This is a genomic window from Curtobacterium guangdongense, assembly GCF_049341845.1.
Taxonomy (GTDB): Bacteria; Actinomycetota; Actinomycetes; order Actinomycetales; family Microbacteriaceae; genus Curtobacterium; species Curtobacterium guangdongense.
In genome coordinates, this window is record NZ_JBMPIT010000007.1 from 111,446 (window position 1) to 132,010 (window position 20,565).

Annotated in this window: 24 protein-coding genes, 1 tRNA gene and 1 pseudogene; 18 read left to right on the forward strand and 8 right to left on the reverse strand. The window is 69.1% G+C overall.

The genetic code is table 11. From position 1 onward, the window contains the following. Positions 1 to 18: 18 nt before the first annotated feature. The 9 genes from ACO0E1_RS12625 (at position 19) to ACO0E1_RS12665 (ending at position 7,121) form a co-directional block, all read left to right on the forward strand. Entirely contained in the window at positions 19 to 540 is a 522-nt protein-coding gene (locus tag ACO0E1_RS12625; protein WP_281266456.1) for a PH domain-containing protein, read from the forward strand. A gap of 8 nt (positions 541 to 548) precedes the next feature. Further along, the gene (locus ACO0E1_RS12630) at positions 549 to 2,303 is read left to right on the forward strand and encodes a PH domain-containing protein (RefSeq protein ID WP_422874504.1); all 1,755 of its coding nucleotides are present in this window, start codon (positions 549 to 551) and stop codon (positions 2,301 to 2,303) included. Then, complete coding sequence (locus ACO0E1_RS12635; RefSeq protein WP_422874505.1) at positions 2,300 to 2,992, forward strand: Rossmann-like and DUF2520 domain-containing protein; 693 nt, start codon at positions 2,300 to 2,302, stop codon at positions 2,990 to 2,992. The genes ACO0E1_RS12630 and ACO0E1_RS12635 overlap by 4 nt, the downstream gene beginning before the upstream one ends. Before the next feature lie 2 nt (positions 2,993 to 2,994). Continuing rightward, positions 2,995 to 3,480 (forward strand): hypothetical protein, encoded by a 486-nt coding sequence (locus ACO0E1_RS12640; protein ID WP_422874506.1) that lies wholly within the window; start codon positions 2,995 to 2,997, stop codon positions 3,478 to 3,480. A 39-nt stretch (positions 3,481 to 3,519) separates the two neighbouring features. Beyond that, positions 3,520 to 5,070, forward strand: a complete 1,551-nt coding sequence (gene lysS / locus ACO0E1_RS12645; RefSeq protein WP_422874507.1) for a lysine--tRNA ligase — start codon at positions 3,520 to 3,522, stop codon at positions 5,068 to 5,070. A 40-nt stretch (positions 5,071 to 5,110) separates the two neighbouring features. Then, positions 5,111 to 5,314, forward strand: a complete 204-nt coding sequence (locus ACO0E1_RS12650; protein WP_281266461.1) for a hypothetical protein — start codon at positions 5,111 to 5,113, stop codon at positions 5,312 to 5,314. Between the two features lie 47 nt (positions 5,315 to 5,361). Next, entirely contained in the window at positions 5,362 to 5,496 is a 135-nt protein-coding gene (locus tag ACO0E1_RS12655) for a hypothetical protein (protein WP_422874508.1), read from the forward strand. A gap of 91 nt (positions 5,497 to 5,587) precedes the next feature. Continuing rightward, the gene (locus tag ACO0E1_RS12660) at positions 5,588 to 5,719 is read left to right on the forward strand and encodes a hypothetical protein (RefSeq protein ID WP_422874509.1); all 132 of its coding nucleotides are present in this window, start codon (positions 5,588 to 5,590) and stop codon (positions 5,717 to 5,719) included. A 340-nt stretch (positions 5,720 to 6,059) separates the two neighbouring features. Next, positions 6,060 to 7,121, forward strand: coding sequence for a sigma-70 family RNA polymerase sigma factor (locus tag ACO0E1_RS12665; protein WP_281266463.1), 1,062 nt, complete (start codon positions 6,060 to 6,062; stop codon positions 7,119 to 7,121). A 142-nt stretch (positions 7,122 to 7,263) separates the two neighbouring features. On the opposite strand, the gene ACO0E1_RS12670 is transcribed toward ACO0E1_RS12665, so the two are convergent. Further along, on the reverse strand, positions 7,264 to 8,196 hold the full coding sequence (locus ACO0E1_RS12670) for an NAD(+)/NADH kinase (protein ID WP_422874510.1): 933 nt from the start codon (positions 8,194 to 8,196) through the stop codon (positions 7,264 to 7,266). Positions 8,197 to 8,267: 71 nt separating this feature from the next. On the opposite strand from ACO0E1_RS12670, the gene ACO0E1_RS12675 reads away from it, so the two are divergent. Next, on the forward strand, positions 8,268 to 8,645 hold the full coding sequence (locus ACO0E1_RS12675) for a hypothetical protein (protein WP_422874511.1): 378 nt from the start codon (positions 8,268 to 8,270) through the stop codon (positions 8,643 to 8,645). 106 nt (positions 8,646 to 8,751) lie between these two features. Further along, the gene (locus tag ACO0E1_RS12680) at positions 8,752 to 11,274 is read left to right on the forward strand and encodes an ATP-dependent Clp protease ATP-binding subunit (protein ID WP_402727704.1); all 2,523 of its coding nucleotides are present in this window, start codon (positions 8,752 to 8,754) and stop codon (positions 11,272 to 11,274) included. A gap of 72 nt (positions 11,275 to 11,346) precedes the next feature. On the opposite strand, the gene ACO0E1_RS12685 is transcribed toward ACO0E1_RS12680, so the two are convergent. Next, on the reverse strand, positions 11,347 to 11,799 hold the full coding sequence (locus ACO0E1_RS12685; protein WP_422874512.1) for an SRPBCC family protein: 453 nt from the start codon (positions 11,797 to 11,799) through the stop codon (positions 11,347 to 11,349). 73 nt (positions 11,800 to 11,872) lie between these two features. Between ACO0E1_RS12685 and ACO0E1_RS12690 the strand changes: the two genes are divergently transcribed. Further along, on the forward strand, positions 11,873 to 12,415 hold the full coding sequence (locus ACO0E1_RS12690) for an amino-acid N-acetyltransferase (RefSeq protein ID WP_281266468.1): 543 nt from the start codon (positions 11,873 to 11,875) through the stop codon (positions 12,413 to 12,415). 64 nt (positions 12,416 to 12,479) lie between these two features. After that, positions 12,480 to 13,160: a hypothetical protein gene (locus ACO0E1_RS12695; RefSeq protein ID WP_422874513.1), complete on the forward strand. Its 681-nt coding sequence runs from the start codon at positions 12,480 to 12,482 to the stop codon at positions 13,158 to 13,160. On the opposite strand, the gene ACO0E1_RS12700 is transcribed toward ACO0E1_RS12695, so the two are convergent. From ACO0E1_RS12700 to ACO0E1_RS12710, 3 genes are all read right to left on the reverse strand, one after another. Next, positions 13,147 to 13,806, reverse strand: a complete 660-nt coding sequence (locus tag ACO0E1_RS12700; RefSeq protein ID WP_422874514.1) for a hypothetical protein — start codon at positions 13,804 to 13,806, stop codon at positions 13,147 to 13,149. The two genes, ACO0E1_RS12695 and ACO0E1_RS12700, sit on opposite strands and share 14 nt — an antisense overlap. A gap of 129 nt (positions 13,807 to 13,935) precedes the next feature. Next, positions 13,936 to 14,364: a hypothetical protein gene (locus tag ACO0E1_RS12705; RefSeq protein WP_422874515.1), complete on the reverse strand. Its 429-nt coding sequence runs from the start codon at positions 14,362 to 14,364 to the stop codon at positions 13,936 to 13,938. Positions 14,365 to 14,480: 116 nt separating this feature from the next. Then, positions 14,481 to 14,687 carry a cold-shock protein gene (locus tag ACO0E1_RS12710; RefSeq protein WP_056126521.1) on the reverse strand — a complete coding sequence of 69 codons (207 nt, stop codon included), beginning with the start codon at positions 14,685 to 14,687 and terminating at the stop codon, positions 14,481 to 14,483. A gap of 276 nt (positions 14,688 to 14,963) precedes the next feature. Here ACO0E1_RS12710 and ACO0E1_RS12715 point away from each other — a divergent pair, with 276 nt between their 5' ends. Both ACO0E1_RS12715 and ACO0E1_RS12720 read left to right on the forward strand, forming a co-directional pair. Then, positions 14,964 to 15,353, forward strand: coding sequence for an SseB family protein (locus ACO0E1_RS12715; RefSeq protein WP_422874516.1), 390 nt, complete (start codon positions 14,964 to 14,966; stop codon positions 15,351 to 15,353). Between the two features lie 49 nt (positions 15,354 to 15,402). Then, positions 15,403 to 16,524 (forward strand): VanZ family protein, encoded by a 1,122-nt coding sequence (locus ACO0E1_RS12720; protein WP_422874517.1) that lies wholly within the window; start codon positions 15,403 to 15,405, stop codon positions 16,522 to 16,524. A 17-nt stretch (positions 16,525 to 16,541) separates the two neighbouring features. Here the strand turns inward: ACO0E1_RS12720 and radA are convergent, their stop codons facing one another. Continuing rightward, positions 16,542 to 17,903 (reverse strand): DNA repair protein RadA, encoded by a 1,362-nt coding sequence (gene radA, locus ACO0E1_RS12725; protein ID WP_422874518.1) that lies wholly within the window; start codon positions 17,901 to 17,903, stop codon positions 16,542 to 16,544. A 9-nt stretch (positions 17,904 to 17,912) separates the two neighbouring features. Beyond that, entirely contained in the window at positions 17,913 to 18,977 is a 1,065-nt protein-coding gene (locus tag ACO0E1_RS12730; RefSeq protein ID WP_422874519.1) for an SGNH/GDSL hydrolase family protein, read from the reverse strand. A 143-nt stretch (positions 18,978 to 19,120) separates the two neighbouring features. Here ACO0E1_RS12730 and ACO0E1_RS12735 point away from each other — a divergent pair. Beyond that, positions 19,121 to 19,210: transfer RNA gene (locus ACO0E1_RS12735), tRNA-Ser, on the forward strand. A gap of 316 nt (positions 19,211 to 19,526) precedes the next feature. On the opposite strand, the gene ACO0E1_RS12740 is transcribed toward ACO0E1_RS12735, so the two are convergent. Then, a complete protein-coding gene (locus ACO0E1_RS12740; RefSeq protein WP_422874520.1) occupies positions 19,527 to 19,682 on the reverse strand; it encodes a hypothetical protein in 156 nt (51 codons plus the stop codon). Between the two features lie 338 nt (positions 19,683 to 20,020). Here ACO0E1_RS12740 and ACO0E1_RS12745 point away from each other — a divergent pair. Together ACO0E1_RS12745 and ACO0E1_RS12750 are read left to right on the forward strand one after the other, a co-directional pair. After that, positions 20,021 to 20,311 (forward strand): annotated as a pseudogene (locus ACO0E1_RS12745) (DUF2599 domain-containing protein); the annotation flags it as partial. A 25-nt stretch (positions 20,312 to 20,336) separates the two neighbouring features. Further along, entirely contained in the window at positions 20,337 to 20,561 is a 225-nt protein-coding gene (locus ACO0E1_RS12750; RefSeq protein WP_422874714.1) for a hypothetical protein, read from the forward strand. Positions 20,562 to 20,565: the final 4 nt, after the last annotated feature.

Below are 20,565 nucleotides of genomic sequence, written 5' to 3' on the forward strand. Positions count from 1 at the left end.
ACACCAGGAGGGGCCCAGATGCCGCGCGAACGACTCGACGAGCCGGGACTCGGCCTGACCGGCATCACCTGGACCAGGGTGTCCCCGAAGCTCCTCTGGACGGAACTCGTGCAGACGGTGCTCGCCGGAGTCGTCGTGACCGCCGGATGTGTGATCATCGGCGTCGTCAGCGGCGGTTTCGAACGCACCGCCGGCGTCGTGTGGATCCTGATCGGCATCGTGGTCGCGGTCGTCACCCTGGTCACCGCGGCGCTGACCCCTCGTCGGGTCCGAGCGATCGGCTACGCCCTGCGCGAGGACGACTTCGTCCTGCGCCGCGGGCTGATGTGGCAGCGCTTCACTGCGGTGCCGTACGGCCGACTCCAACTCGTCGACGTCGCCCGCGGCCCGCTCGACCGTGCGCTCGGCATGAGCGAGCTGAAGTTCGTGACGGCTGCCGCGTCGACCAACGTCCGCGTGCCGGGGATCCCCGCCGAGGACGCCGACGAGCTCCGCGACCGGCTCGTGGAGCTCGCCGAGACCCGTCGCGCCGGGCTGTAGGGGGACCCGTGACGTTCCGACCAGGACCGCCCCCGCCGGCACCACCGCGCAGCGGGAACGCCGCTGCGGCCGCTCCGCTGACCGACGGCGAGTGGCACCGTCTGCACCCACTGACCCCGCTGCTCCGCGGTGGGATCTTCCTCATCGTGGTGCTCGGCATCGTGGTGAACAACCTCCGCGACACCCTCGTCAACATGTTCATCCCGGGTGCCGACGGGCCGCAGGAAGAGGGCGATCCGGTCCGCTACGTCTACGAACACGGCGCCGTCGGGTGGGTGCTCCTCGGCATCGCGGGCTTCCTGGTCGTGCTGATCGGCCTGTTCTACCTGTCCTGGCGGATGCACGAGTTCCGCGTCACCGGCGAGATCGTCGAGGTGCGCTCCGGCGTGCTGTTCCGGAACCACCGCAAGGCCCGGCTCGACCGGATCCAGGGCATCAACATCACGCGGCCGCTGGTCCCACGGATCTTCGGGACCGCGAAACTCGAGATCGCGCAGGCCGGCAACGACGCCAACGTGCAGCTCGCCTACCTCGGGGCGAAGGCCGCGGACGACCTCCGGCAGCGCATCCTCGTGCTCGCCTCCGGCGCGCAGGAAGACGAGGCGGAGTCGGGCGAGCGCCACAGCAACGGCGTCGTGCAGGACCGCGTGAACGAGTTCCTGTCGCCCGAGCTCGACCCGTCCGCCGTGCACGCCACGCGCATCGTCAAGGTCAAGCCGGGGCGGCTCATCGCGTCGATGGTGCTCTCCGGCACGACGGTGTTCCTCGTGCTCGTCATCGTCGCGATCATCGTCAGCATCGCCGTCACCGGCCGGTACTTCCTGCTCGTGTCGCTGTTCCCCGCGGTGATCGGCGCCGGCGGGTACTACATCCGGAAGTTCTCGCGCTCGCTGCAGTACACGATCGCCGACACCCGGGACGGCATCCGGATCGGGTTCGGCCTCGTGTCCACGACGAACGAGACCCTGCCTCCCGGTCGCATCCACGCCGTGAGCGTCGCGCAGCCGCTCCTCTGGCGGCCGTTCGGCTGGTGGGACGTCCGCATCAACCGGGCGACGAACGCCGGCAACGGTGCATCGAACAACCAGCAGGTGTCCTCGATCGTGCTGCCCGTCGGCGACGCCGCCGACGTCCGGCAGGTGCTCGAGATCATCCTGCCGACACTCGTCGGCTCCGCGGTCGTCGGGCCGGCCGCCTCGATGGACCGGCTCCGCGAGGGGTCAGCCGAAGCCGTCAGCGTCGTCGACGACAGCCTCACCACGACCGGCGACCAGGGCGGGTTCACGCACTCGCCCCGTCGCGGCCGGTGGCTCCGCCCGTTCTCGGCCCGCCGCAACGGGTACCGGTTCGTACAGGGCGCCGTGCTGCTCCGCCTCGGTGCGGTGTGGCGGTCGCTCGTCGTCGTCCCGCTGCCGCGGGTGCAGAGCGTGAAGGTGTCACAGGGGCCGCTCGAGCGAGTGCTGCGGCTCGCGTCGGTACACGTGCAGACCGTGTCCGGTCCGGTGAACGCGACGGTCGGAGCGATCGATGCGAAGGACGCGCAGGCGCTCTGGGCCGAGACCGCGCGGCTGGCCGTCGAGGCGGCGGTCACCGACACGTCGCACCGCTGGCGGTCCGGCGGATCCGGCACGTCCGGTGCATCCGGCCTGGAGGCTCGCCACGCGTCCGCCCCGCCCCCTGCGGAACCGCAGGCGGCGGCACCATGGCCCCACGAGCCTCCCGTGGGTTGGGGCGACGTCCCACCGGCAGGAGCCGAACGATGAGGGCGGGACGGCTCGGAGTCGGCGTCGTCGGCTCCGGCCGTGTCGGACCGGTGCTCGGTGCCGCCCTGGCGAACGCGGAGCACGCGATCGTCGGCATCACCGCGGTGTCCGCGGAGAGCGTGGACCGCGCGGAGGCGATGCTCCCCGGTGTGCCGCTGCTCGAGACGCCCGACCTCGTCGAGCGCAGTGAACTCGTGATCCTCGCGGTGCCGGACGACCAGCTCGCCGGACTCGTGCAGGGCCTCGCGGACGCGGGCATCTGGCAGGCGGGGCAGCTCGTCGTGCACACCAGCCCCGACCACGGCGTCGGGATCCTCGGGCCGGCCCTCGCCGCCGGGGCGATCCCGCTCGCGATCCACCCGGCCATGGCGTTCACCGGCACGAGCGTGGACCTCGCGCGACTCCGCGACGCGTACTGCGCCGTCACCGCACCCGCGCCGGTGCTCCCCATCGCCCAGGCGCTCGTCGTCGAGATGGGCGCCGAGCCGTTCGTCGTGACCGAGCAGGACCGGCCCGCGTACGCCGATGCCGTGCGCGCCGCCGTGAGCTTCTCGACCGCGATCGTCGACCAGTCGGCCGGCACGCTCTCGGGCATCGGCGTCGACCACCCCGGGCGCGTGCTCGGGGCGCTCGTCCGGTCCGCCGTGGACAACGCGCTCGCCGCGGCCGACGGGCAGTCCAGACTGTGACCATGGCGACCATCCGCATCACCACCGCTCAGGCCAAGGTCGGGTACCTCGTCGGCGCCGTCGTCGTCGAGGTGCTCCTCGCGCTGCTGCTCTGGGCGATCGGGCTGCCGGACGGTGCCGTGCCGTTCCTGTCGGCCGTCGGACTCGTGGCGATCGTCGTCGTCGGCGTCCGGTTGTTCCGGAACGAGGGCGAGCCCGTCGAACCGCCTCGTGCGTGGTGGCGCATGACCGGTCGGCCGTTCGCCGGGTTCCTGCTGGCGGCGTACTTCGTCGCGGACGCGCTGTTCGCGCGGGCGTCCACGGTCGGGGCGTTCGACGTCCTCGGCACCGTGGTGATGCTGCTCGTGGCTGCCGCCTACGTCGGGTCGTCGGTGACGATGCTCGTGCTGCGCGCGCAGGGGCGGCCGCCCGTCGGTGCATTCGCCGCCGGTGCGCGCGGGGCCAGCCCGGGGCCCGTCGATTCCGGGGATGCCGCACCCCGCGGGTAGCATTCCCCTGCACCCCCACGACCTCCGGAGCCGCACCGCATGACCGACGAGACCGTCACCCCCGAGACCGCTGCTGCACCGGCCGACGCCGACGCCGTCACCGACGCCGTCGCGCTCGCCGAGCAGGAGACGAGCGAGCAGCGACAGATCCGGCTGGACAAGCGGGCACGTCTGCTGGAGTCCGGGATCGAGGCGTACCCGGCCGAACTCCCGATCACGACGACGATCCCCGCGGTGCGTGCGCAGTACGGCGAGCTGGAGACCGGGGCCGAGACGGATGACGTCGTCGGTGTCGCCGGCCGCATCGTGTTCTCCCGCAACACCGGCAAGCTCTGCTTCGCGACGCTGCAGTCCGGCGACGGCGCCCGGATCCAGGCCATGGTGTCACTCGCCGAGGTGGGCGACGAGTCGCTGGCGCGCTGGAAGGAGTTCGTCGACCTCGGCGACCACGTGTTCGTGCACGGTCGGGTCATCTCGTCCCGTCGTGGCGAGCTGTCGATCATGGTCGACGAGTGGGCGATCGCGGCCAAGGCGATCCTGCCGCTCCCGAACCTGCACAACGAGCTGAACGAGGAGACCCGGGTCCGTCAGCGGTACCTCGACCTCATCGTCCGCGACCAGGCCCGCGAGACCGTCCGTGCCCGGGCCGCCGTGATGGCGTCGCTCCGCCAGACCTTCACCGGCCACGAGTACCTCGAGGTCGAGACGCCGATGCTGCAGACCCAGCACGGCGGTGCGTCGGCCCGTCCGTTCGTCACGCACTCGAACGCGTTCGACACCGAGCTGTTCCTGCGCATCGCACCGGAGCTCTTCCTGAAGCGCGCCGTCGTCGGTGGCATCGACCGGGTCTTCGAGATCAACCGCAACTTCCGGAACGAGGGCGCCGACTCGTCGCACTCGCCCGAGTTCGCGATGGTCGAGGCGTACCAGGCGTACGGCAACTACGAGCAGATGGCCGACCTGACGCAGGAGCTCGTGCAGAACGCGACGCGCGCCGTCACCGGGGGCTCCCTCGAGGTCACACTGCCCGACGGTTCGGCGTACGACCTCGGCGGCGAGTGGCCGCGCATCGACATGTACGGCTCGCTCTCGTCGGCGGCCGGGCGTGAGATCACGCCGTCGACGCCGCTCGCCGAGCTGCAGGAGCTCGCCGCGGCGGAGGGCGTGGAGGTCGCGCACGCCACCCACGGCAAGTACGTCGAGGAGCTCTGGGAGCACTTCGTGATCGACTCGCTCGACCGCCCGACGTTCGTCATGAACTTCCCGGTCGACACCTCGCCGCTGACCCGTGAGCACCGCACCCGCCCCGGCATCGTCGAGAAGTGGGACCTGTACGTGCGCGGGTTCGAGCTCGCGACGGCGTACTCGGAGCTGGTGGACCCGGTCGTGCAGCGCGAGCGGTTCGTCGAGCAGGCGAAGCTCGCGGCGGGTGGCGACCCCGAGGCGATGCGCGTCGACGAGGAGTTCCTGCGGGCGCTCGAGCACGCGATGCCCCCGTCGGGCGGCATGGGCATGGGCGTCGACCGCCTCCTCATGGCGATCACGGGCCTCGGCATCCGCGAGACGATCCTGTTCCCGCTCGTCAAGTAGCCCGTCGGTCCCTCACGAGCGGGCGGGTTAGGATGCTCGGGTGCCGCATGGAGTCGTGACCGGGATCATCTTCGCCCTGACGCCGACCGTCGTCGTCGGCCTCGTGTTCTGGTTCGTCATGCGCGCCATCATGCGGGCCGACCGTACCGAGCGCGCCGCCTACGCAAAGGTCGAGGCCGAAGAGCGCGCCCGTTTCGAGCGCGAGCACGGCGTCCCCGCGTCCGCACCGGCGTCCGCGGAGTAGCAGCAGCGTTCACCCCCGGTTCACCCGGCGGTGCCATCGTGCCCGCCATGAGTTCGTCCCTGCCCGGCGACGACCCCGCGGAGCTCGACCCGGAGGACGCGTTCGGCCACCCCGCAATCGCCGACCCGACGCGTGACGACTCCGCGTGGGACGACGAGGACGACGACGACATCGACGTCTGAGCAGGGACCGTCGCCTGCCCTTCACCCCGTCGACGCCCAGCGTCACCGTTCGTTCACGTGGGCGTTGCCGCGTGCTGTGAACATCGTCCGCATGTCCATCACGCAGCTGTTCCGCACTCGTAGCCTGGTCGGCGACATCGAGAGCGAGTACGACGAGTACGACCGCGACGCGGAGATCGAGGTCTCCAAGCGCCGGGAGGGCTGGCTCGAACCCTCCTGGTGACCCCCATCCGTTCGTCTTTCGGGGTACGGAGTCCGGATCGCATCGATCCGCGACGACGTACCCCTTTCGCATGCCCGGCGAAGTCGCGCCGGCGGGGTGCATCCTCTGCAATGCGCCAGAAACACCCATGCAACGCCGGAACGACGCGGTGGACCCCTTGCCCTCGGAGCGGTCGGGGGACGAGACTGGTCGTGCGCTGTACCCCGTGGGGTGCGGTTCCGATGGCGAAGCACGGAGAACCCTGGGAATCATTCCGTTTGGTTTGTGGGGTACACCTCCGGACCGCTTTACTCGGTCACACCCCACGAAGGCCATCACCGTCGAATGCAGGGAGAGTCAGATGACGATCGCAACGGCAGCACCGAGCACCACCTCGCGCCGGACGAAGAAGGCAACCGCGAAGACCGAGTCGGCCAAGGTCGAGAGCACCACGCTCGACACCGCCGCGGCAGAGGTCGAGGCGGACGAGCAGCTCGCCGGCGTCCGCGGCGCATCGGTCGACCAGGTCGGCGACTACCTCCGCCACATCGGACGGCTCGCGCTCCTCACCGCCGAGGAAGAAGCACAGATCGCCCGCCGGATCGAGGTGGGTCTGTTCGCCGGCGAGAAGCTCGCCACGGAGCAGGGCCTCGCGAAGTCCCTGCAGCGTGAGCTCAAGTGGCTGGTCCGGGACGGTGAGCGCGCCAAGGAGCGCATGATCACCTCGAACCTCCGACTCGTCGTGAGCATCGCGAAGCGCTACTCGCAGCGTGGCCTGCCCTTCATGGACGTGATCCAGGAAGGCAACCTCGGCCTGGTCCGCGCGGTCGAGAAGTTCGACTTCACGCAGGGCTACAAGTTCTCGACCTACGCCACCTGGTGGATCCGCCAGGCCATCTCGCGTGGTCTCGCCGACAAGGCCCGCACGATCCGCATCCCGGTGCACACCGTCGAGCTGATCAACAAGATCTCGCGCACCGAGCGTGACCTCACCGTCGACCTCGGCCGCGCGCCGATGCCGGAAGAGGTCGCAGCCGAGCTCAGCATGTCCGTCGAGGAACTCGTGGACCTCAAGGGCCGCTCGCACGAGCCGGTCTCGATCCACACCGTCGTCGGCGACTCCGACGACAGCGAACTGGGCGACTTCATCGAGGACGAGGACGCTGCGTCCCCGAACGAGCTCACCGAGACGACGCTCCTGCACCGCGACATCCGCTCGATCGTCGCGGAGCTCCCGAGCGACGAGGCGAACGTGATCCGCATGCGCTACGGCCTCGACGACGACAAGCCGATGACGCTCGACGAGATTTCGAAGATCGTGCACACGACGCGCCAGGCGGTCAGCCGTGTGGAGTCGCGAGCCAAGCTGCGCCTGTTCGCCAAGGCGGTCTCGCAGGACATGCAGCTCTACCTGACCGAGTAGGTCAGCAGTACTTCGGCCGACGCCCGCAACGGCGTCGGTACGGGGAAACCGGGTCGTTCCGTGGGAAGGCGATCCGGTGGGGTGATGGGACGGCCCGTTCGAGCACTGCTCGGACGGGCCACACTCATGTCGGCGGGCGGGCTCAGTCCTCGGCCTCGCGACGGAGCTTCTGCCGGAGGTCGCTCGGGATGAGCTCGACGAGTTGGTCGGGGCGGACGGGCAGGTCGAGCAGGCTGAGCTTCAGTCGCCCGGTGCGCCCGTGTCGCTCGGCGTCGAGGCGGACGACGCTACCGGCGTCCTTCCGGAGCCGCATGTCGATCTGCGCCCCGGTGGCGACCTCCCCGACGACGAGTCCGTCGACCTCGAGCGCCGCGCTCCTGGTGCCCTCGGCGATCTCGAACCGGTAGCGCTCCCGCGCGGCGAGGACCACCGCGCGGTCGATGCCCGCCATCGGAGCGACCGGGGTCACGACGGAGCCGGAGAGTGCGGGGGAGAGGACGGGGCCACCGGCGGCGTAGTTGTACGCGGTGGACCCGGCCGGGGTCGCTGCGACGATGGCGTCCGCCCGGTAGTACCCGTATCCGAGCCCGCCGACGCTGAGGTCCGCGGACACCTGCCCTGCTCCCGGACGCCGCACGATGGTGAGGTCGTTGAACGCGAGGTACTCGGTCCGCGCGCCGCTCCACGACAGTCGGGCCTCGAGGGCGTGGTGCGGCTCCAGCTGGTAGTCGCCGCTCGACAGTCGTTCGAGTGCCGCTTCGAGCTCCGGGGGCTCGATCTCCACGAGGAACCCGACGTTGCCGTAGTTCACCCCGAGCACCGGCACCGGGCGTTTCGCGACGAGCCGCATCGCACCGAGCATCGTGCCGTCCCCGCCGAGCGCGACGACGAGGTCGACCGTGGCGGTGAAGTCGTCGTCCTCCACCACGTCGATCGTGCCGCCGATGCGGGCTGCGTCGATGCGCCGCGCGACGAGGCGGCCGGCGCCGGAGGAGTTCCAGCGCTGCAGGGTCGTGACGGACTCCTGCACGTTCTTGGTCGGGTGGACGACGAGGCCGACGACGGGCTGCTCCATGTGCCGGATGGTACCGGGCGGACCTGGTTCGAGGGCTTCTCAAAACACTCGCAATAAGATATTCTGCATACATGCAGACCGCCGCGCTCTCCGTCGCCTCGGTCGTGCTCTGCTCGGGGATGCCGCGGTTCAGCGACGTCCTGCGGCGCCACGGCGTCACGGCCGATGTCCTCCGCGACGCCATCCGTGTGTTCGTCGGTGCCGGTACCGAGCCGTACCCGACCGAGGCCGACCGCATCACGTGCACCCCCGCCGGAGCGCGGCTCCTGGCGCACGCGTCGCAGATCGCCGGCCCGCACGAGCGCGTCCGTCCGCACCACGTGATGCTCGCCGTGCTCGACGGGATGGACGACCCGTTCATGGGTGCTGCACACGACGTCCTCGATCAAGTCGGCGTCGACCCCCGTCGCTTCCGGCGTGCCCTCCGCCGCGCTGCTCGCCGCGCGTAGCGGAGCGAGGTCACGCCCACGGCGAACAGGGGCAGACCACCGGGGATGCGCTGGTTAGTCTCGATGTACGTCACCGGTCTTCCACGAGCCCGGCAAGGGAGAGCACATGTTCGAGAGATTCACCGACCGAGCCCGTCGTGTTGTCGTCCTCGCTCAAGAAGAAGCGAAGATGCTCAACCACAACTACATCGGCACCGAGCACATCCTCCTCGGCCTCATCCACGAGGGCGAGGGCGTCGCCGCCAAGGCGCTGGAGTCGCTCGGCATCTCGCTCGATGCCGTCCGCGAGCAGGTCCAGGACATCATCGGGCAGGGCCAGCAGCAGCCGACCGGGCACATCCCGTTCACGCCGCGCGCCAAGAAGGTGCTCGAGCTGTCCCTGCGCGAGGCGCTGCAGCTCGGTCACAACTACATCGGCACCGAGCACATCCTCCTCGGCCTCATCCGCGAGGGCGAGGGTGTCGCAGCCCAGGTGCTCGTCAAGCTCGGCGCCGACCTGAACCGCGTCCGCCAGCAGGTCATCCAGCTCCTGTCCGGCTACCAGGGCAAGGAAGCGGTCGCCGTCGGCGGCGAGCAGCAACAGAACGCCCAGCAGGGTTCGCAGGTCCTCGACCAGTTCGGTCGGAACCTCACCCAGGCCGCGCGCGACGGCAAGCTCGACCCGGTCATCGGCCGCGAGAAGGAGATGGAGCGGGTCATGCAGATCCTCTCCCGCCGCTCCAAGAACAACCCCGTCCTGATCGGTGAGCCCGGCGTCGGCAAGACCGCCGTCGTCGAGGGTCTCGCCCAGGCGATCGTCAAGGGCGACGTGCCCGAGACGCTCAAGGACAAGCAGCTCTACTCGCTCGACCTCGGGTCGCTCATCGCCGGGTCCCGCTACCGCGGTGACTTCGAGGAGCGCCTGAAGAAGGTCACGAAGGAGATCCGCACCCGCGGCGACATCATCGTCTTCATCGACGAGATCCACACGCTCGTGGGAGCCGGTGCAGCCGAGGGCGCGATCGACGCCGCGTCGATCCTCAAGCCGCTCCTCGCCCGTGGTGAGCTCCAGACCATCGGTGCCACGACCCTCGACGAGTACCGCAAGCACTTCGAGAAGGACGCAGCACTCGAGCGTCGCTTCCAGCCGGTGCAGGTCAACGAGCCGTCGCTGCCGCACGCGATCAACATCCTCAAGGGCCTCCGCGACAAGTACGAGGCGTTCCACAAGGTGTCCATCACCGACGGCGCCATCGTCGCCGCGGCGAACCTCGCGGACCGCTACGTGCAGGACCGCTTCCTGCCCGACAAGGCAATCGACCTGATCGACGAGGCCGGCGCTCGCCTGCGTCTCTCGATCCTGTCGGCGCCGCCGGAGCTCCGCGAGTTCGACGAGAAGATCTCGACGGTCCGCGGGTCGAAGGAAGCCGCCATCGAGGAGCAGGACTTCGAGAAGGCCGCGAGCCTGCGCGACGAGGAGAAGAAGCTCCTCGGCGAGCGTCTCCGCCTCGAGAAGCAGTGGCGTGCCGGTGACGTCGCGGCGTCCGGCACCGTCGACGAGGGCATCATCGCCGAGGTCCTGGCGCAGGCCACGGGCATCCCGGTGTTCAAGCTCACCGAAGAGGAGACCTCGCGCCTCGTCTTCATGGAGAAGGCCCTGCACCAGCGGGTCATCGGTCAGGAAGAAGCCATCTCGGCGCTCTCGAAGACCATCCGCCGCACCCGCGCCGGCCTCAAGGACCCGAACCGCCCCTCGGGCTCGTTCATCTTCGCCGGCCCCACGGGCGTCGGGAAGACCGAGCTCGCCAAGGCGCTCGCGGAGTTCCTGTTCGACGACGAGGGTGCACTGATCTCCCTCGACATGTCGGAGTTCGGCGAGAAGCACACCGTCTCGCGCCTGTTCGGTGCCCCTCCCGGGTTCGTCGGGTTCGAAGAGGGCGGCCAGCTCACCGAGAAGGTGCGTCGCAAGCCGTTCTCCGTGGTCCTCTTCGACGAGATCGAGAAGGCCCACCCGGACATCTTCAACTCGCTGCTGCAGGTCCTCGAAGAGGGCCGTCTGACCGATGGTCAGGGCCGCGTGGTCGACTTCAAGAACACCGTCATCATCATGACCACGAACCTCGGTTCGCAGGGCATCGCCGGTGGCCCGGTGGGCTTCCAGGTCGAGGGTGACTCGGGCGTCGGCTACGACCGCATGCGCTCGAAGGTGAACGAGGAGCTCAAGAAGCACTTCAAGCCCGAGTTCCTCAACCGCGTCGACGACACGATCGTGTTCCCGCAGCTCTCGCAGTCCGAGCTGCTGCAGATCGTGGACCTGTTCGTGAAGCGTCTGTCCGACCGCATGCTCGACCGCGACATGACCGTCGAGCTCACGCTGCCGGCGAAGGAGCAGCTCATCAAGGTCGGGTTCGACCCCGCCCTCGGTGCCCGCCCGCTCCGTCGTGCCATGCAGCACGAGGTCGAGGACCAGCTGTCCGAGCACATCCTGCAGGGTGAGCTCACCGCTGGCGACCACGTCAAGGTCGACTTCATCGACGGCAAGTTCGAGTTCGAGACCGGGCGTCAGCCGGGCCGCGAAGAGGTCCTCGCCGGCGCAGCCGCCGTGGAGTCCGGAACGGAAGCCGCTCCGCAGGGCGAGATCGAGTCCTAGGACCCAGCCACAGACAGACGGGAGGCCCGGTGCCAGCTGGCACCGGGCCTCCCGTCTGTCTTCGGCCGGGTCTCAGGCCTGGACGTCACCGCGCCAGCCGGCGTCCGTGGGAGCCGACTCGACGTGCTCCTTGTAGTTCTGCAGGTCCTTCTTGATGGCGTGGCCACCGATGCCGACCGCGGAACCGAGCTTCTCGAGGAAGCCGGAGGGCTGCCAGTCGATCTGCGCGGTCACGCGCGTCTCGTTGTCGGACAGCTTGTGGAACGTGACGACACCGGCGTGGTCGGTCTCGCCGTCCTTGACCGTCCAGGCAACCCGCTCGTCGGGGTGCTGCTCGGTGATCTTCGCGCGGAACTCGCGCTCCTGGCCCGCGACCTTCACGGTCCAGTCGGTCGTGGTGTCGTCGACCTGGACGATCTTCTCCACCTCGCTGAGGAACGCGGGGAACTCCTCGAAGCGGGTCCACTGCCCGTAGGCAGCGCTGACGGGGACGTTGACGTCGATGGTCTCGATGATCTGAGGCATGTCCTGGACGGTAGGCGGCGGCGCATGTGCGCAGCCCAGGGAGCCGTACCCCGTGAGCACTATGGTTGGGGAGATGACTGAGCACGGGAAGCACGCGTTCCACGAACGGGACGACCACGGCATCCTCGTGCGACCGGCGCTGGCGTCGGACGTCCCGCACATCCAGCGCCTCATCGCCCCCTACGTCGACCGGCGCATCCTGCTCGGCAAGGAGAACGTCGCGCTCTACGGCTCGATCCAGCAGTTCCGGATCGCCGAGGGTCCCGACGGTGTGCCTATCGGGTGCGGTGCCCTCGCCGTGTTCTGGGACGACATCGCCGAGGTCCGCACGCTCGCCCTCGACGCGGACTGGATCCACAAGCGCGTCGGGCACCGGATGCTCGAAGCCCTCGAGCACGACGCCCGTGAGCTCGGTGTCGCGCGGATCTTCTGCCTGACGTTCGAGGTCGACTTCTTCACGAAGCACGGGTACCTCGAGATCGGCGAGAGCGTCGTGTCCCCGGACGTCTACGCCGAGCTCGTCCGGTCGTCCGACGAGGGCGTGGCAGAGTTCCTCGACCTCGCCCGGGTTAAGCCGAACACCCTCGGCAACACCCGCATGCTGAAGATCCTCTGACGCTTTCGGGTCGTCCTCGGCGGGGTTCCCTCGCGGCGCGCCAGGCGTTGTCTACCCTGTGCGCATGTCCTCGTTCCGCCACCCCGTCGGCCCGCAGAAGCCGGGCGTCTACTGGCGCCGCCGTGCGACCGTGGCCGGAGTGATCCTGCTCATCGTGGTCGTCGTCGTGCTCATCGTCGTGGGGCGCGGGAACGGGGCGTCGTCCGCCGCTGCGCCGTCGGCGTCGCCCGCTTCTTCGTCGTCTTCCGCCGCTTCGTCGTCGTCTTCGTCGTCGTCCGCTGGCGCATCGTCAGCGCCGTCGGCATCCGCGTCCGCTTCGGCGCCCGCTTCCGCCGCCGACGGGTCGACGTGCTCGAAGGACCAGATCACGCTGAAGCCCGTCCTCGACAAGAGCGCGTACGGCCCCACCGAGGACCCGAAGATCGCGATGTCGATCTCGAACAAGGGATCGAACTCCTGCCACATGGACCTGGGGTCGTCGCAGCAGGTCCTGACGATCAGCTCCGGCGAGGAGCAGTACTGGTCGTCGAAGGACTGCCAGACCGGTGGGACGAACCAGGACGTCACGATCAAGGCCGGGCAGACCCTGACCACGCCGGCCATCGCGTGGGACCGGACGCGGTCGTCGGCCTCGACGTGTGATGCCTCTCGTCCGTCGGTGACCGGCGGGGGAGCGAGCTACCACCTGCAGGTCGCGGTGGGGAACATCACGGCGAAGGACTCGGCGCAGTTCATCCTGAACTAGGTGCTGGTATCTGATACTTTGGATCGGGATCGGGATCGGGATCCCGATCGAGCGGCGCTCCCTTCCGGGGCGCCGCTTTCCCGTGATCGGCAGGTGCTCGGAGGATCGGATGCGTGTGTTCGTCGACGAGTCCCAGGTCGGCGGAACCGGCGGTACCGGCCCGTACATCCTCGTGAGTACTTCGGTGGGACCCGAGGTCGACGCCGAGGAGCTCCGTCAGCAGCTCCGACGATTCGTGCCCAGGGGTCAGCGCAAGCTCCACTGGCACGAGGCGGTTCGTGCGTTCCGCCTCGAGGTCCTCGAGTTCGTGGCCAGCAGAGACCTCGAGCACTGCGTCGTGGTGCGCGACGTCCGTGATGGTGAGCGACCAGAGCGGGCTCGCCGACGATGCCTTGAAGCGCTGCTCTGGGAGTTGGACCGTGTGGGGACGGAGGAAGTCGTGCTCGAATCGCGCGGCCCGGCTGATGATCGTCGTGATCTCGAGATGCTCGGCAGGCTTCGTTCTCGACGGATCGTGGGCACAGGGATCAGGATGTTCCACGCCCGAGGTCACGATGAGCCGCTCGTGTGGCTGCCGGATGTCATCTGCGGTGCGGTGGGAGCAGCGAGCCGGGGCGACCCGGACTACCGGGTGCTCATCGACCACCAGATCTGGAGTACCCCGTGAAAGCGCGAAACCCGGGCCCCGCAATCAGCGGGAATTCCCGGGCTCACTTCCAGAGCCACCTCGATGGTCCGGCTTCACCGGCCAATATATCGGGCGTGGCCCTGTGGGTCAACCGAACTTCGGCGTCGTCGCCTCGCACCGCACGATCTGCCCGACGCCGCCGTGCGATTCGGCGATGACCTTCTTGCCGTCGAGCAGGATCCGGCAGCTCGCCGTGCGGTCGGCCGGGGGAGTGGCTCGCACCGACGCATCGTCCTCAGCGAGCACGATCGAGTCGTGCGTCCAGCTGGTGTTCTCGCCCTCGGTCGCCTTGGTCGACGTCGACTTGGCGGTGTGGGTCTCGGGCGAATCGCCACGGCTCTCGGCGCCCACGTAGCTGACATCGTGGAGCGGGGTCGCGTCCGGAGAGTCGACGGTGACCTCGTACGTGACGGACCATGCGTCGCCGACCTGCTGCTGGATCTGCGCGCACCCCGTCATGGCGACCACGACGAGGGCGGCGGCGGAGAGGGCTGCTGTTGTCCGGGTTTTCGTCATACAAACACAATCGCGGCCGGCCGATCGAACTTCGTCATGACGAAGGCTCGATCGAGTCCGACCGCGGTCGTGTTCGGGGTCAGCCGACCGGATGACGGTCAGCGTTCCCCTGGGGTTCAGCCGATGACGGTGATGTTCTCCGCCTGCGGGCCCTTGCGGCCCTCAGTGATCTCGAACTCCACCTTCTGGTTCTCTTCGAGACCGCGGTAGCCGCTGCCCGAGATCGCCGAGAAGTGCGCGAAGACGTCCGCGCTGTTGTCGTCCGGGGCGATGAACCCGAAGCCCTTTTCGTTGTTAAACCACTTGACGGTTCCAGTTGCCATGATGGCGTTTCCTTAACTGTTCTTGCTTTCCATCGCGGTATGACACGCAGACGGAGCCTCGTCGTATGTCGACGAGGATGATGCGCCACGCGGGCAGGTGCCGGCGGGACGGGTTCGGGGTCAGGCCTGAGCCAGTGACCCTGTGCAGTCCGGTCGGGGGAGTGTCACCACCCCGCCCGGACGTTGGGCGCCGCAGAAGCGGTTCCCTCAACCTACAGGGTCTTTGGCCCCACGACCAGACAGTTCGCCTCCTTGGGCCGAAATCTGATGAACTTGATGGTGATGGCAGACAAGGAACAGCGCTTCCGGAGCGAACAGCTCGAGGAAGCCCTCGCGAAGCAGGACGTGGCGGCGGTCGCGTTCGCGCTGCGGAACGACATCGTGATCGTGCCCCGACTCGTCACGGGCAAGAAGGACATGCAGGTCCGCGTCTTCGGGCGCGAGGGGTCGGAGAAGCGCATCCTGCTGCTGTTCTCGTCGGCCGACGCGTACACGGCGATGGTGCCGAACGAGAAGATCCGGCAGGTCATGGTCTACGACGCAGCCCGGCTGGAGGAGTTCCTCGCCGCTCACCTCGACTCCCTCGAGGGCGTCTTCTTCGACATCGCCGGCCCGAACACCATGCAGGCAGAGCCCGCCGATCTGCTGGACGCTCTCCGCGCCTGACTCGTCGAGACACCGGGCAGGGTGCGCGCTCTGCGGATAGCGTCACTGGATGGGTTCGATCATGCCGGGTGTCGTCGCGCTGCTGTTCGGCGCCCTCCTGGCGGTGGCGGCCCTCGTCCCCTGGGCCGCGATGGAGTACCGGCGGCACGGACGGCTCGGCTTCCGCCGCGGTCTGCTCGCGTTCACGACCCTCGTCTACGCGCTCGCCCTTGTGACCTACACGCTCCTGCCGCTGCCGAACGATGCCGCGGCGGCGTGCCGGGTGGCCGCGAGTCCGCAGCTGCACCCATTCGCGTTCCTGCACGACATCGCCCGGGAGGGTGGGATCTCCGGCCCGCGGTCGCTCCTCGGGAACCCGGCGATGGCGCAGGTGGTCTTCAACGTGCTGCTCTTCGCGCCCCTCGGTGCGCTGGTCCGACACGCGGTGCTGCGTCGGCGGGTCGTCGCCGGACTCCTCGTCGGTGCCGCGGCCGGGTTCGTGGTGTCGCTCGTCATCGAGCTCACCCAGCTCACCGGCGACTGGTTCCTCTACCCGTGCTCGTACCGACTGTTCGACGTCGACGACCTCATCGCGAACACGGCGGGCGCAGCGTTCGGCACGTTCTTCGCACCGCTCATCGGTATCTTCGTCGGGTCGCGCCGTCCCTCCGGGGTCAGTGAGGCCCGACCGGTCACCGCCCGGCGTCGCTTCTTCGGGATGCTCTCGGACGTCCTCGCGATCTGGTTCACCACCGGCCTGCTCACGGTGGGCATCGCGTTGGTCGCCGCGCTGACGGGTGCCGACCCCGAGGACCCGATGGTCAGCACGCTCGAGTTCGTCGCCGGGTTCGTCGCTCCTGCGGCGCAACTGGCCGTCGTGCTCGCGACCGGCCGCACGCTGGGGGAGCACGTGATCCGGGTCCGTCCGGTCCCCTCGCCGGCGCTCTGGCAGCGACTCGTCCGCTGGGCGCTCGGCTCCGGCGGGTGGGCGGCCGTGTCGGCGTCAGGGCTTCCCCTGTCCGGGCTGGTCGCGTTCGCGCTCGCCGTCGCGGCGATCATCGGGGTGCTCGCGTCGAAGGACCGCCGCGGCTTCGCGTCGTCGGTGGCGCGGCTGGGCGTCGAGGACGAGCGGCTCACGCTCCACACGGGAGGCTCGGCCCACCCGGGCGCGCCGGTCCGGTCCGCTCGGTGACGCTCCAGGGCGGTGGTTCAGAACGCGGCGTCGAGCTCGCGTTCGCGCACGGACTTCGTCAGTGAGAACGCGACGCGGAGTGCTTCGCGGAGGTGCTCGGCGTCCGCGCCGAGGACGGTCGTGAAGCCGAGACGCTTCGCTTCGTTCGCACGCTGTTTGGCACCCGTTGCCGGCCGGATCTCGCCGGCGAGGCTGATCTCCCCGATGGCCGCGAGCGTGTGCGGGTAGGGGCGGTCCCGAGCGGCGCTGGCCAGGGCGAGGACGATCGCCAGGTCGGCGCCCGGCTCGGTGAGCTTCATCCCGCCGACGGTGGAGACGTAGACGTCCGCGTCGGAGAGCTTGATGCCCGCACGGCGTTCGAGCACCGCGAGCAGCATCGCCACGCGTGAGGAGTCGACACCGTTCACGACACGACGGGGCTGCGGGGCGGAGCTCGGGACGACGAGGGCCTGGATCTCCACCGGCAGGGCACGGCGACCTTCCATCGCGACGGTGATGCACGTGCCGGAGACCGGAGCGCCGTTGCGGGACATGAACAGCCCGCTCGGGTCGGGGACCTCGTGGATGCCGTCGCCGGCCATGTCGAAGCAACCGACCTCGTCGGTGGGGCCGAAGCGGTTCTTCAGCGCGCGGACGAACCGGAGCGCGGTCTGCCGGTCGCCCTCGAAGTGGCAGACCACGTCGACGAGGTGCTCGAGGAGGCGCGGACCGGCGATCGAGCCGTCCTTCGTCACGTGCCCGACGATCAGCACGGGCAGGTTCCGCTGCTTGGCTTCGCGGATGAGGGTCGATGCGACCTCGCGAACCTGCGACGTGCCGCCCGCGATGCCGTCGATCGTCGCGGAGGAGATCGTCTGCACTGAGTCGGCGATGAGGAGGTCTGGCTGGACCTGGTCGATCTGCCCGAGGATGACGCCGAGGTCGACTTCGCTCGCGAGGTACAGGTCGTCGTGCATCGCCCCGGTGCGCTCGGCCCGGAGCCGGACCTGGTCGACCGACTCTTCCGCGCTGACGTACAGCACCCGCTTGCCGGACGCGGCAGCGCGCGAGGCCACCTCGAGCAGCAGTGTGGACTTCCCCACGCCGGGCTCGCCGCTCAGCAGCACTGCGGCACCGGGGACGATCCCGCCGCCGAGGACGCGGTCGAACTCGCCGATGCCGGATCGCCAGCGAGGCACCGCGCCGACTCGGGCCTGCGTGATCGGCTGCGCGATGCGGGTCCCCGTGACGGCGACCGCGCTCGTCCCGCGGGCGCTGGCCGTCGTGGCGGTGGTGTCCTCCACGGTGCCCCACGACTGGCATTCACCGCAGCGTCCGACCCACTTGATCGTGGTCCAGCCGCACTCGGAGCAGCGGTAGGAAGACTGGGGGCGGGCCATGGGACGAGGTTAGGCGGCGCCGCCGACATCACCGCGGCGGTCGTCCGGTGCGTCCGCTGCGTCCGGCGCGTCCCCCGCGTCCGGTGTGCTCGGGTCGTCGTGCTCGTCGTGCTCGTTGGGCTCATTGCGCTCGTCGTCGCGGCCGTGCTCGCCGGGCAACGGGACGGATCCGGTCATGCGCTGCCGGAGCCGGTCGATGCGACCTGGCCGATGCGCCTGGTCAAGGTCGTCTGCCCCACCGGTGTCCCGCTCCGCTCGAGCGTTCGCGACCGCGCCGGCTTCGCGCCCGAGGTCCTCGGCTTCCCGCACCGACAAGTAGTGGCGGATCGCCGCGACGGTGTCCACGCGAGCGTCGATCGCCGGCTCGAACGCGCTCGCCCAGATCTCGTACCCGCGGTCGTTCGGGTGGAACAGGTCTCCGTACGTGTTGAAGAAGGTCCGCCGCAGCCCGACGCGCTTCGTGATCGCGTGCAGCGGCGCCACCGTCAGCCCGAGCTCGTCCGCGACTCGGTGCACGATCTCGTTCGCCACGGCGACCTTGCGCTCGCGGTCGGGAACGAACATGCACGGCAGTTCCGCCACGATCGTGTGCGACGGCACCGCGGCGTAGATCTCGCGCAGGTTCCGCTCGAACTTGTCCGGGTTGAAGTCGGCGATGTCGTTCGCCCCGATCGACACCGTGCAGATGTCCGGCGTGAACGTGCGGAGCTCGGGGAGCTGCTGCTTCTTCGCGCCCCAGGTGGTCGCGCCCGAGATGCTGAGGTTCACCACGCGGACGGTGCTGCGCGATCGGTGCTTGATCCGGCGGGCGAGCAGGCCGACGTAGCCGCGGGACGGGACCGTGGCGCCGACACCCTGCGCCGCGGAGTCGCCGATCGCCAGGTAGGTGATCTGCCCCTCGTGGTGGAGTCGCTCACGCCACCAGTCCGCGTGCGTGGGGAGCATGTCCACGACGCGCTGGGCTGCCGCGCGCTGCCCCTTGACGCCGGCCCGGGCGCCGAGTGCCGCGCCGCCGGCGACCGCGAGGCCGCCGGCGATCGAGGAGATCAGTGCGATGAGGGTACGGGACTTCATGCCGCTGACGGTACGCCCGCTGGCCACGCTGGATCAGAGCGGAATCTGTGGGTGTGGGAAGGGCCCTGGAGGTGACCGCCTGTGGAGGGCGGGCCCACCCGCCGTGTCGCGACCAGCCTCCCGGATCGTGTAAACTCTCTCCCGGTACCGTGTCCGAGCGGCCGAAGGATCATGTCTCGAAAACATGTGTGGGGGCAACTCCACCGTGGGTTCAAATCCCACCGGTACCGCCACGGGGCTGTTTGCGAAACTGGCTTGCCCAGTTTGCGAAACTCCCGAACACAAGAGAGCCCCCGGCCGAGCGGTCGGGGGCTCTCTTGGTTCAGCTTTCGGACGTGATGTCGGGCTTGGCTTCGACGCTGTGGAACTTCTTCCGGTTCCGTCCGTAGTCGGACCAGCCGTGCCGGTCACGGCGGCGGACCTTCTGCTCGTCTGGCTTGGCGCCAGCGCGCCCGCATTGACGAGCCAGCATCTTTGCGCTCACCACCTCCGAGCGGCGTACCTGCCGCTCGAGGTCAGCGCAGCAGACGATTGGCCTATGAGACGGCGTCAGAGGCCTCGCTTCGCCTGCCAACGGTTGATGAAGAAGACGACCAACCCGACCACTGCGAGGCAGGCGCCGATGAGGAGCTGTGCTGGGCTGTTGTGTCGGGAGATGTCGACGACCCCGCGCGCGATCAGGACGACGCCCACTACGACGGCCACCCACGGGAGTACGTCCCGAAGAGGATTCGGTCGTAGGGTTCGGAACCGACGCGGCGTTTCCGTCGTTTCGTCTTCGTCTGTCATCAGACCAGCATGCTCCCGCGCGACAGCGTCCGTCAGACGACCAGCAGGACCTCCAGCAAAGACGCCGACGGGGAGCGACGGCCTCCTGCTGCGGGATCGGGCGCGGAAAGACTCCCGACCTCGTCTCGCACTACTGTTCGAGCGTGCCCGCATTCTCCACCGGTGACGTCCTCGGCAACAGACTGGACTTCGAGATCGCCCGCGACGGGTTCGTCCGCAGGCTGCGAGACGATGCTGCGTTGCACGCTGCCGAGATGTGGCTTCGGCGCGAGGGGTATCGGGTCACAGCGCTGGACGCGGGCGAGAACGACCCGCGCCTCATGGTGTTCCCCACCAGCTGGGGTCGAGTGTGGGCCGGGTCCCTGACGTGGGACGCGCACTGGAGCGAGGTGCTGTCCAAGACCCCTGACCACAGGTCCCGTGCGAACACGAACGACATGAAGCTGCAGCTGTGGTGCCACCTCGATCTGGGCGCACAGTTCTGGAAAGACTCGTACAACCTCGACACAAGCCTGCACCGAGGCAGACTCGACGCCCACACCAGCCACCGCTGCAACCAACGGAGAAACCATGCAACGAATCTGGTCCTGGATCACCGTCCTTCTCGGTGTCGCGGTCCTCATCATCACCTATGTCGAGGGCGCCGTCGTGGGAGTCTGGTTCGACGACCACGGACTCCCGGACGACGTCACCAGCACTCCAGAAATCCTTCTCGGAATCGTTGGCTTGATCCTGATCGTCGGGGGATTGGTGGCGGCACTGACCAAGCCCAAGCCTGAGGGCGCTCGGGGGTAGCGCG

What these genes read in the sequence shown, in the direction of transcription:
- ACO0E1_RS12625 (WP_281266456.1), top strand. Translation starts at nt 19, where the DNA reads ATGCCGCGCGAACGACTCGACGAGCCGGGACTCGGCCTGACCGGCATC.
- ACO0E1_RS12635 (WP_422874505.1), top strand. Translation starts at nt 2,300, where the DNA reads ATGAGGGCGGGACGGCTCGGAGTCGGCGTCGTCGGCTCCGGCCGTGTC.
- ACO0E1_RS12640 (WP_422874506.1), top strand. Translation starts at nt 2,995, where the DNA reads ATGGCGACCATCCGCATCACCACCGCTCAGGCCAAGGTCGGGTACCTC.
- lysS (WP_422874507.1), top strand. Translation starts at nt 3,520, where the DNA reads ATGACCGACGAGACCGTCACCCCCGAGACCGCTGCTGCACCGGCCGAC.
- ACO0E1_RS12655 (WP_422874508.1), top strand. Translation starts at nt 5,362, where the DNA reads ATGAGTTCGTCCCTGCCCGGCGACGACCCCGCGGAGCTCGACCCGGAG.
- ACO0E1_RS12660 (WP_422874509.1), top strand. Translation starts at nt 5,588, where the DNA reads ATGTCCATCACGCAGCTGTTCCGCACTCGTAGCCTGGTCGGCGACATC.
- ACO0E1_RS12665 (WP_281266463.1), top strand. Translation starts at nt 6,060, where the DNA reads ATGACGATCGCAACGGCAGCACCGAGCACCACCTCGCGCCGGACGAAG.
- ACO0E1_RS12670 (WP_422874510.1), bottom strand. Translation starts at nt 8,196, where the DNA reads ATGGAGCAGCCCGTCGTCGGCCTCGTCGTCCACCCGACCAAGAACGTG.
- ACO0E1_RS12675 (WP_422874511.1), top strand. Translation starts at nt 8,268, where the DNA reads ATGCAGACCGCCGCGCTCTCCGTCGCCTCGGTCGTGCTCTGCTCGGGG.
- ACO0E1_RS12680 (WP_402727704.1), top strand. Translation starts at nt 8,752, where the DNA reads ATGTTCGAGAGATTCACCGACCGAGCCCGTCGTGTTGTCGTCCTCGCT.
- ACO0E1_RS12685 (WP_422874512.1), bottom strand. Translation starts at nt 11,799, where the DNA reads ATGCCTCAGATCATCGAGACCATCGACGTCAACGTCCCCGTCAGCGCT.
- ACO0E1_RS12690 (WP_281266468.1), top strand. Translation starts at nt 11,873, where the DNA reads ATGACTGAGCACGGGAAGCACGCGTTCCACGAACGGGACGACCACGGC.
- ACO0E1_RS12695 (WP_422874513.1), top strand. Translation starts at nt 12,480, where the DNA reads ATGTCCTCGTTCCGCCACCCCGTCGGCCCGCAGAAGCCGGGCGTCTAC.
- ACO0E1_RS12705 (WP_422874515.1), bottom strand. Translation starts at nt 14,364, where the DNA reads ATGACGAAAACCCGGACAACAGCAGCCCTCTCCGCCGCCGCCCTCGTC.
- ACO0E1_RS12710 (WP_056126521.1), bottom strand. Translation starts at nt 14,687, where the DNA reads ATGGCAACTGGAACCGTCAAGTGGTTTAACAACGAAAAGGGCTTCGGG.
- ACO0E1_RS12715 (WP_422874516.1), top strand. Translation starts at nt 14,964, where the DNA reads ATGGTGATGGCAGACAAGGAACAGCGCTTCCGGAGCGAACAGCTCGAG.
- ACO0E1_RS12720 (WP_422874517.1), top strand. Translation starts at nt 15,403, where the DNA reads ATGGGTTCGATCATGCCGGGTGTCGTCGCGCTGCTGTTCGGCGCCCTC.
- radA (WP_422874518.1), bottom strand. Translation starts at nt 17,903, where the DNA reads ATGGCCCGCCCCCAGTCTTCCTACCGCTGCTCCGAGTGCGGCTGGACC.
- ACO0E1_RS12730 (WP_422874519.1), bottom strand. Translation starts at nt 18,977, where the DNA reads ATGAAGTCCCGTACCCTCATCGCACTGATCTCCTCGATCGCCGGCGGC.
- ACO0E1_RS12750 (WP_422874714.1), top strand. Translation starts at nt 20,337, where the DNA reads ATGCAACGAATCTGGTCCTGGATCACCGTCCTTCTCGGTGTCGCGGTC.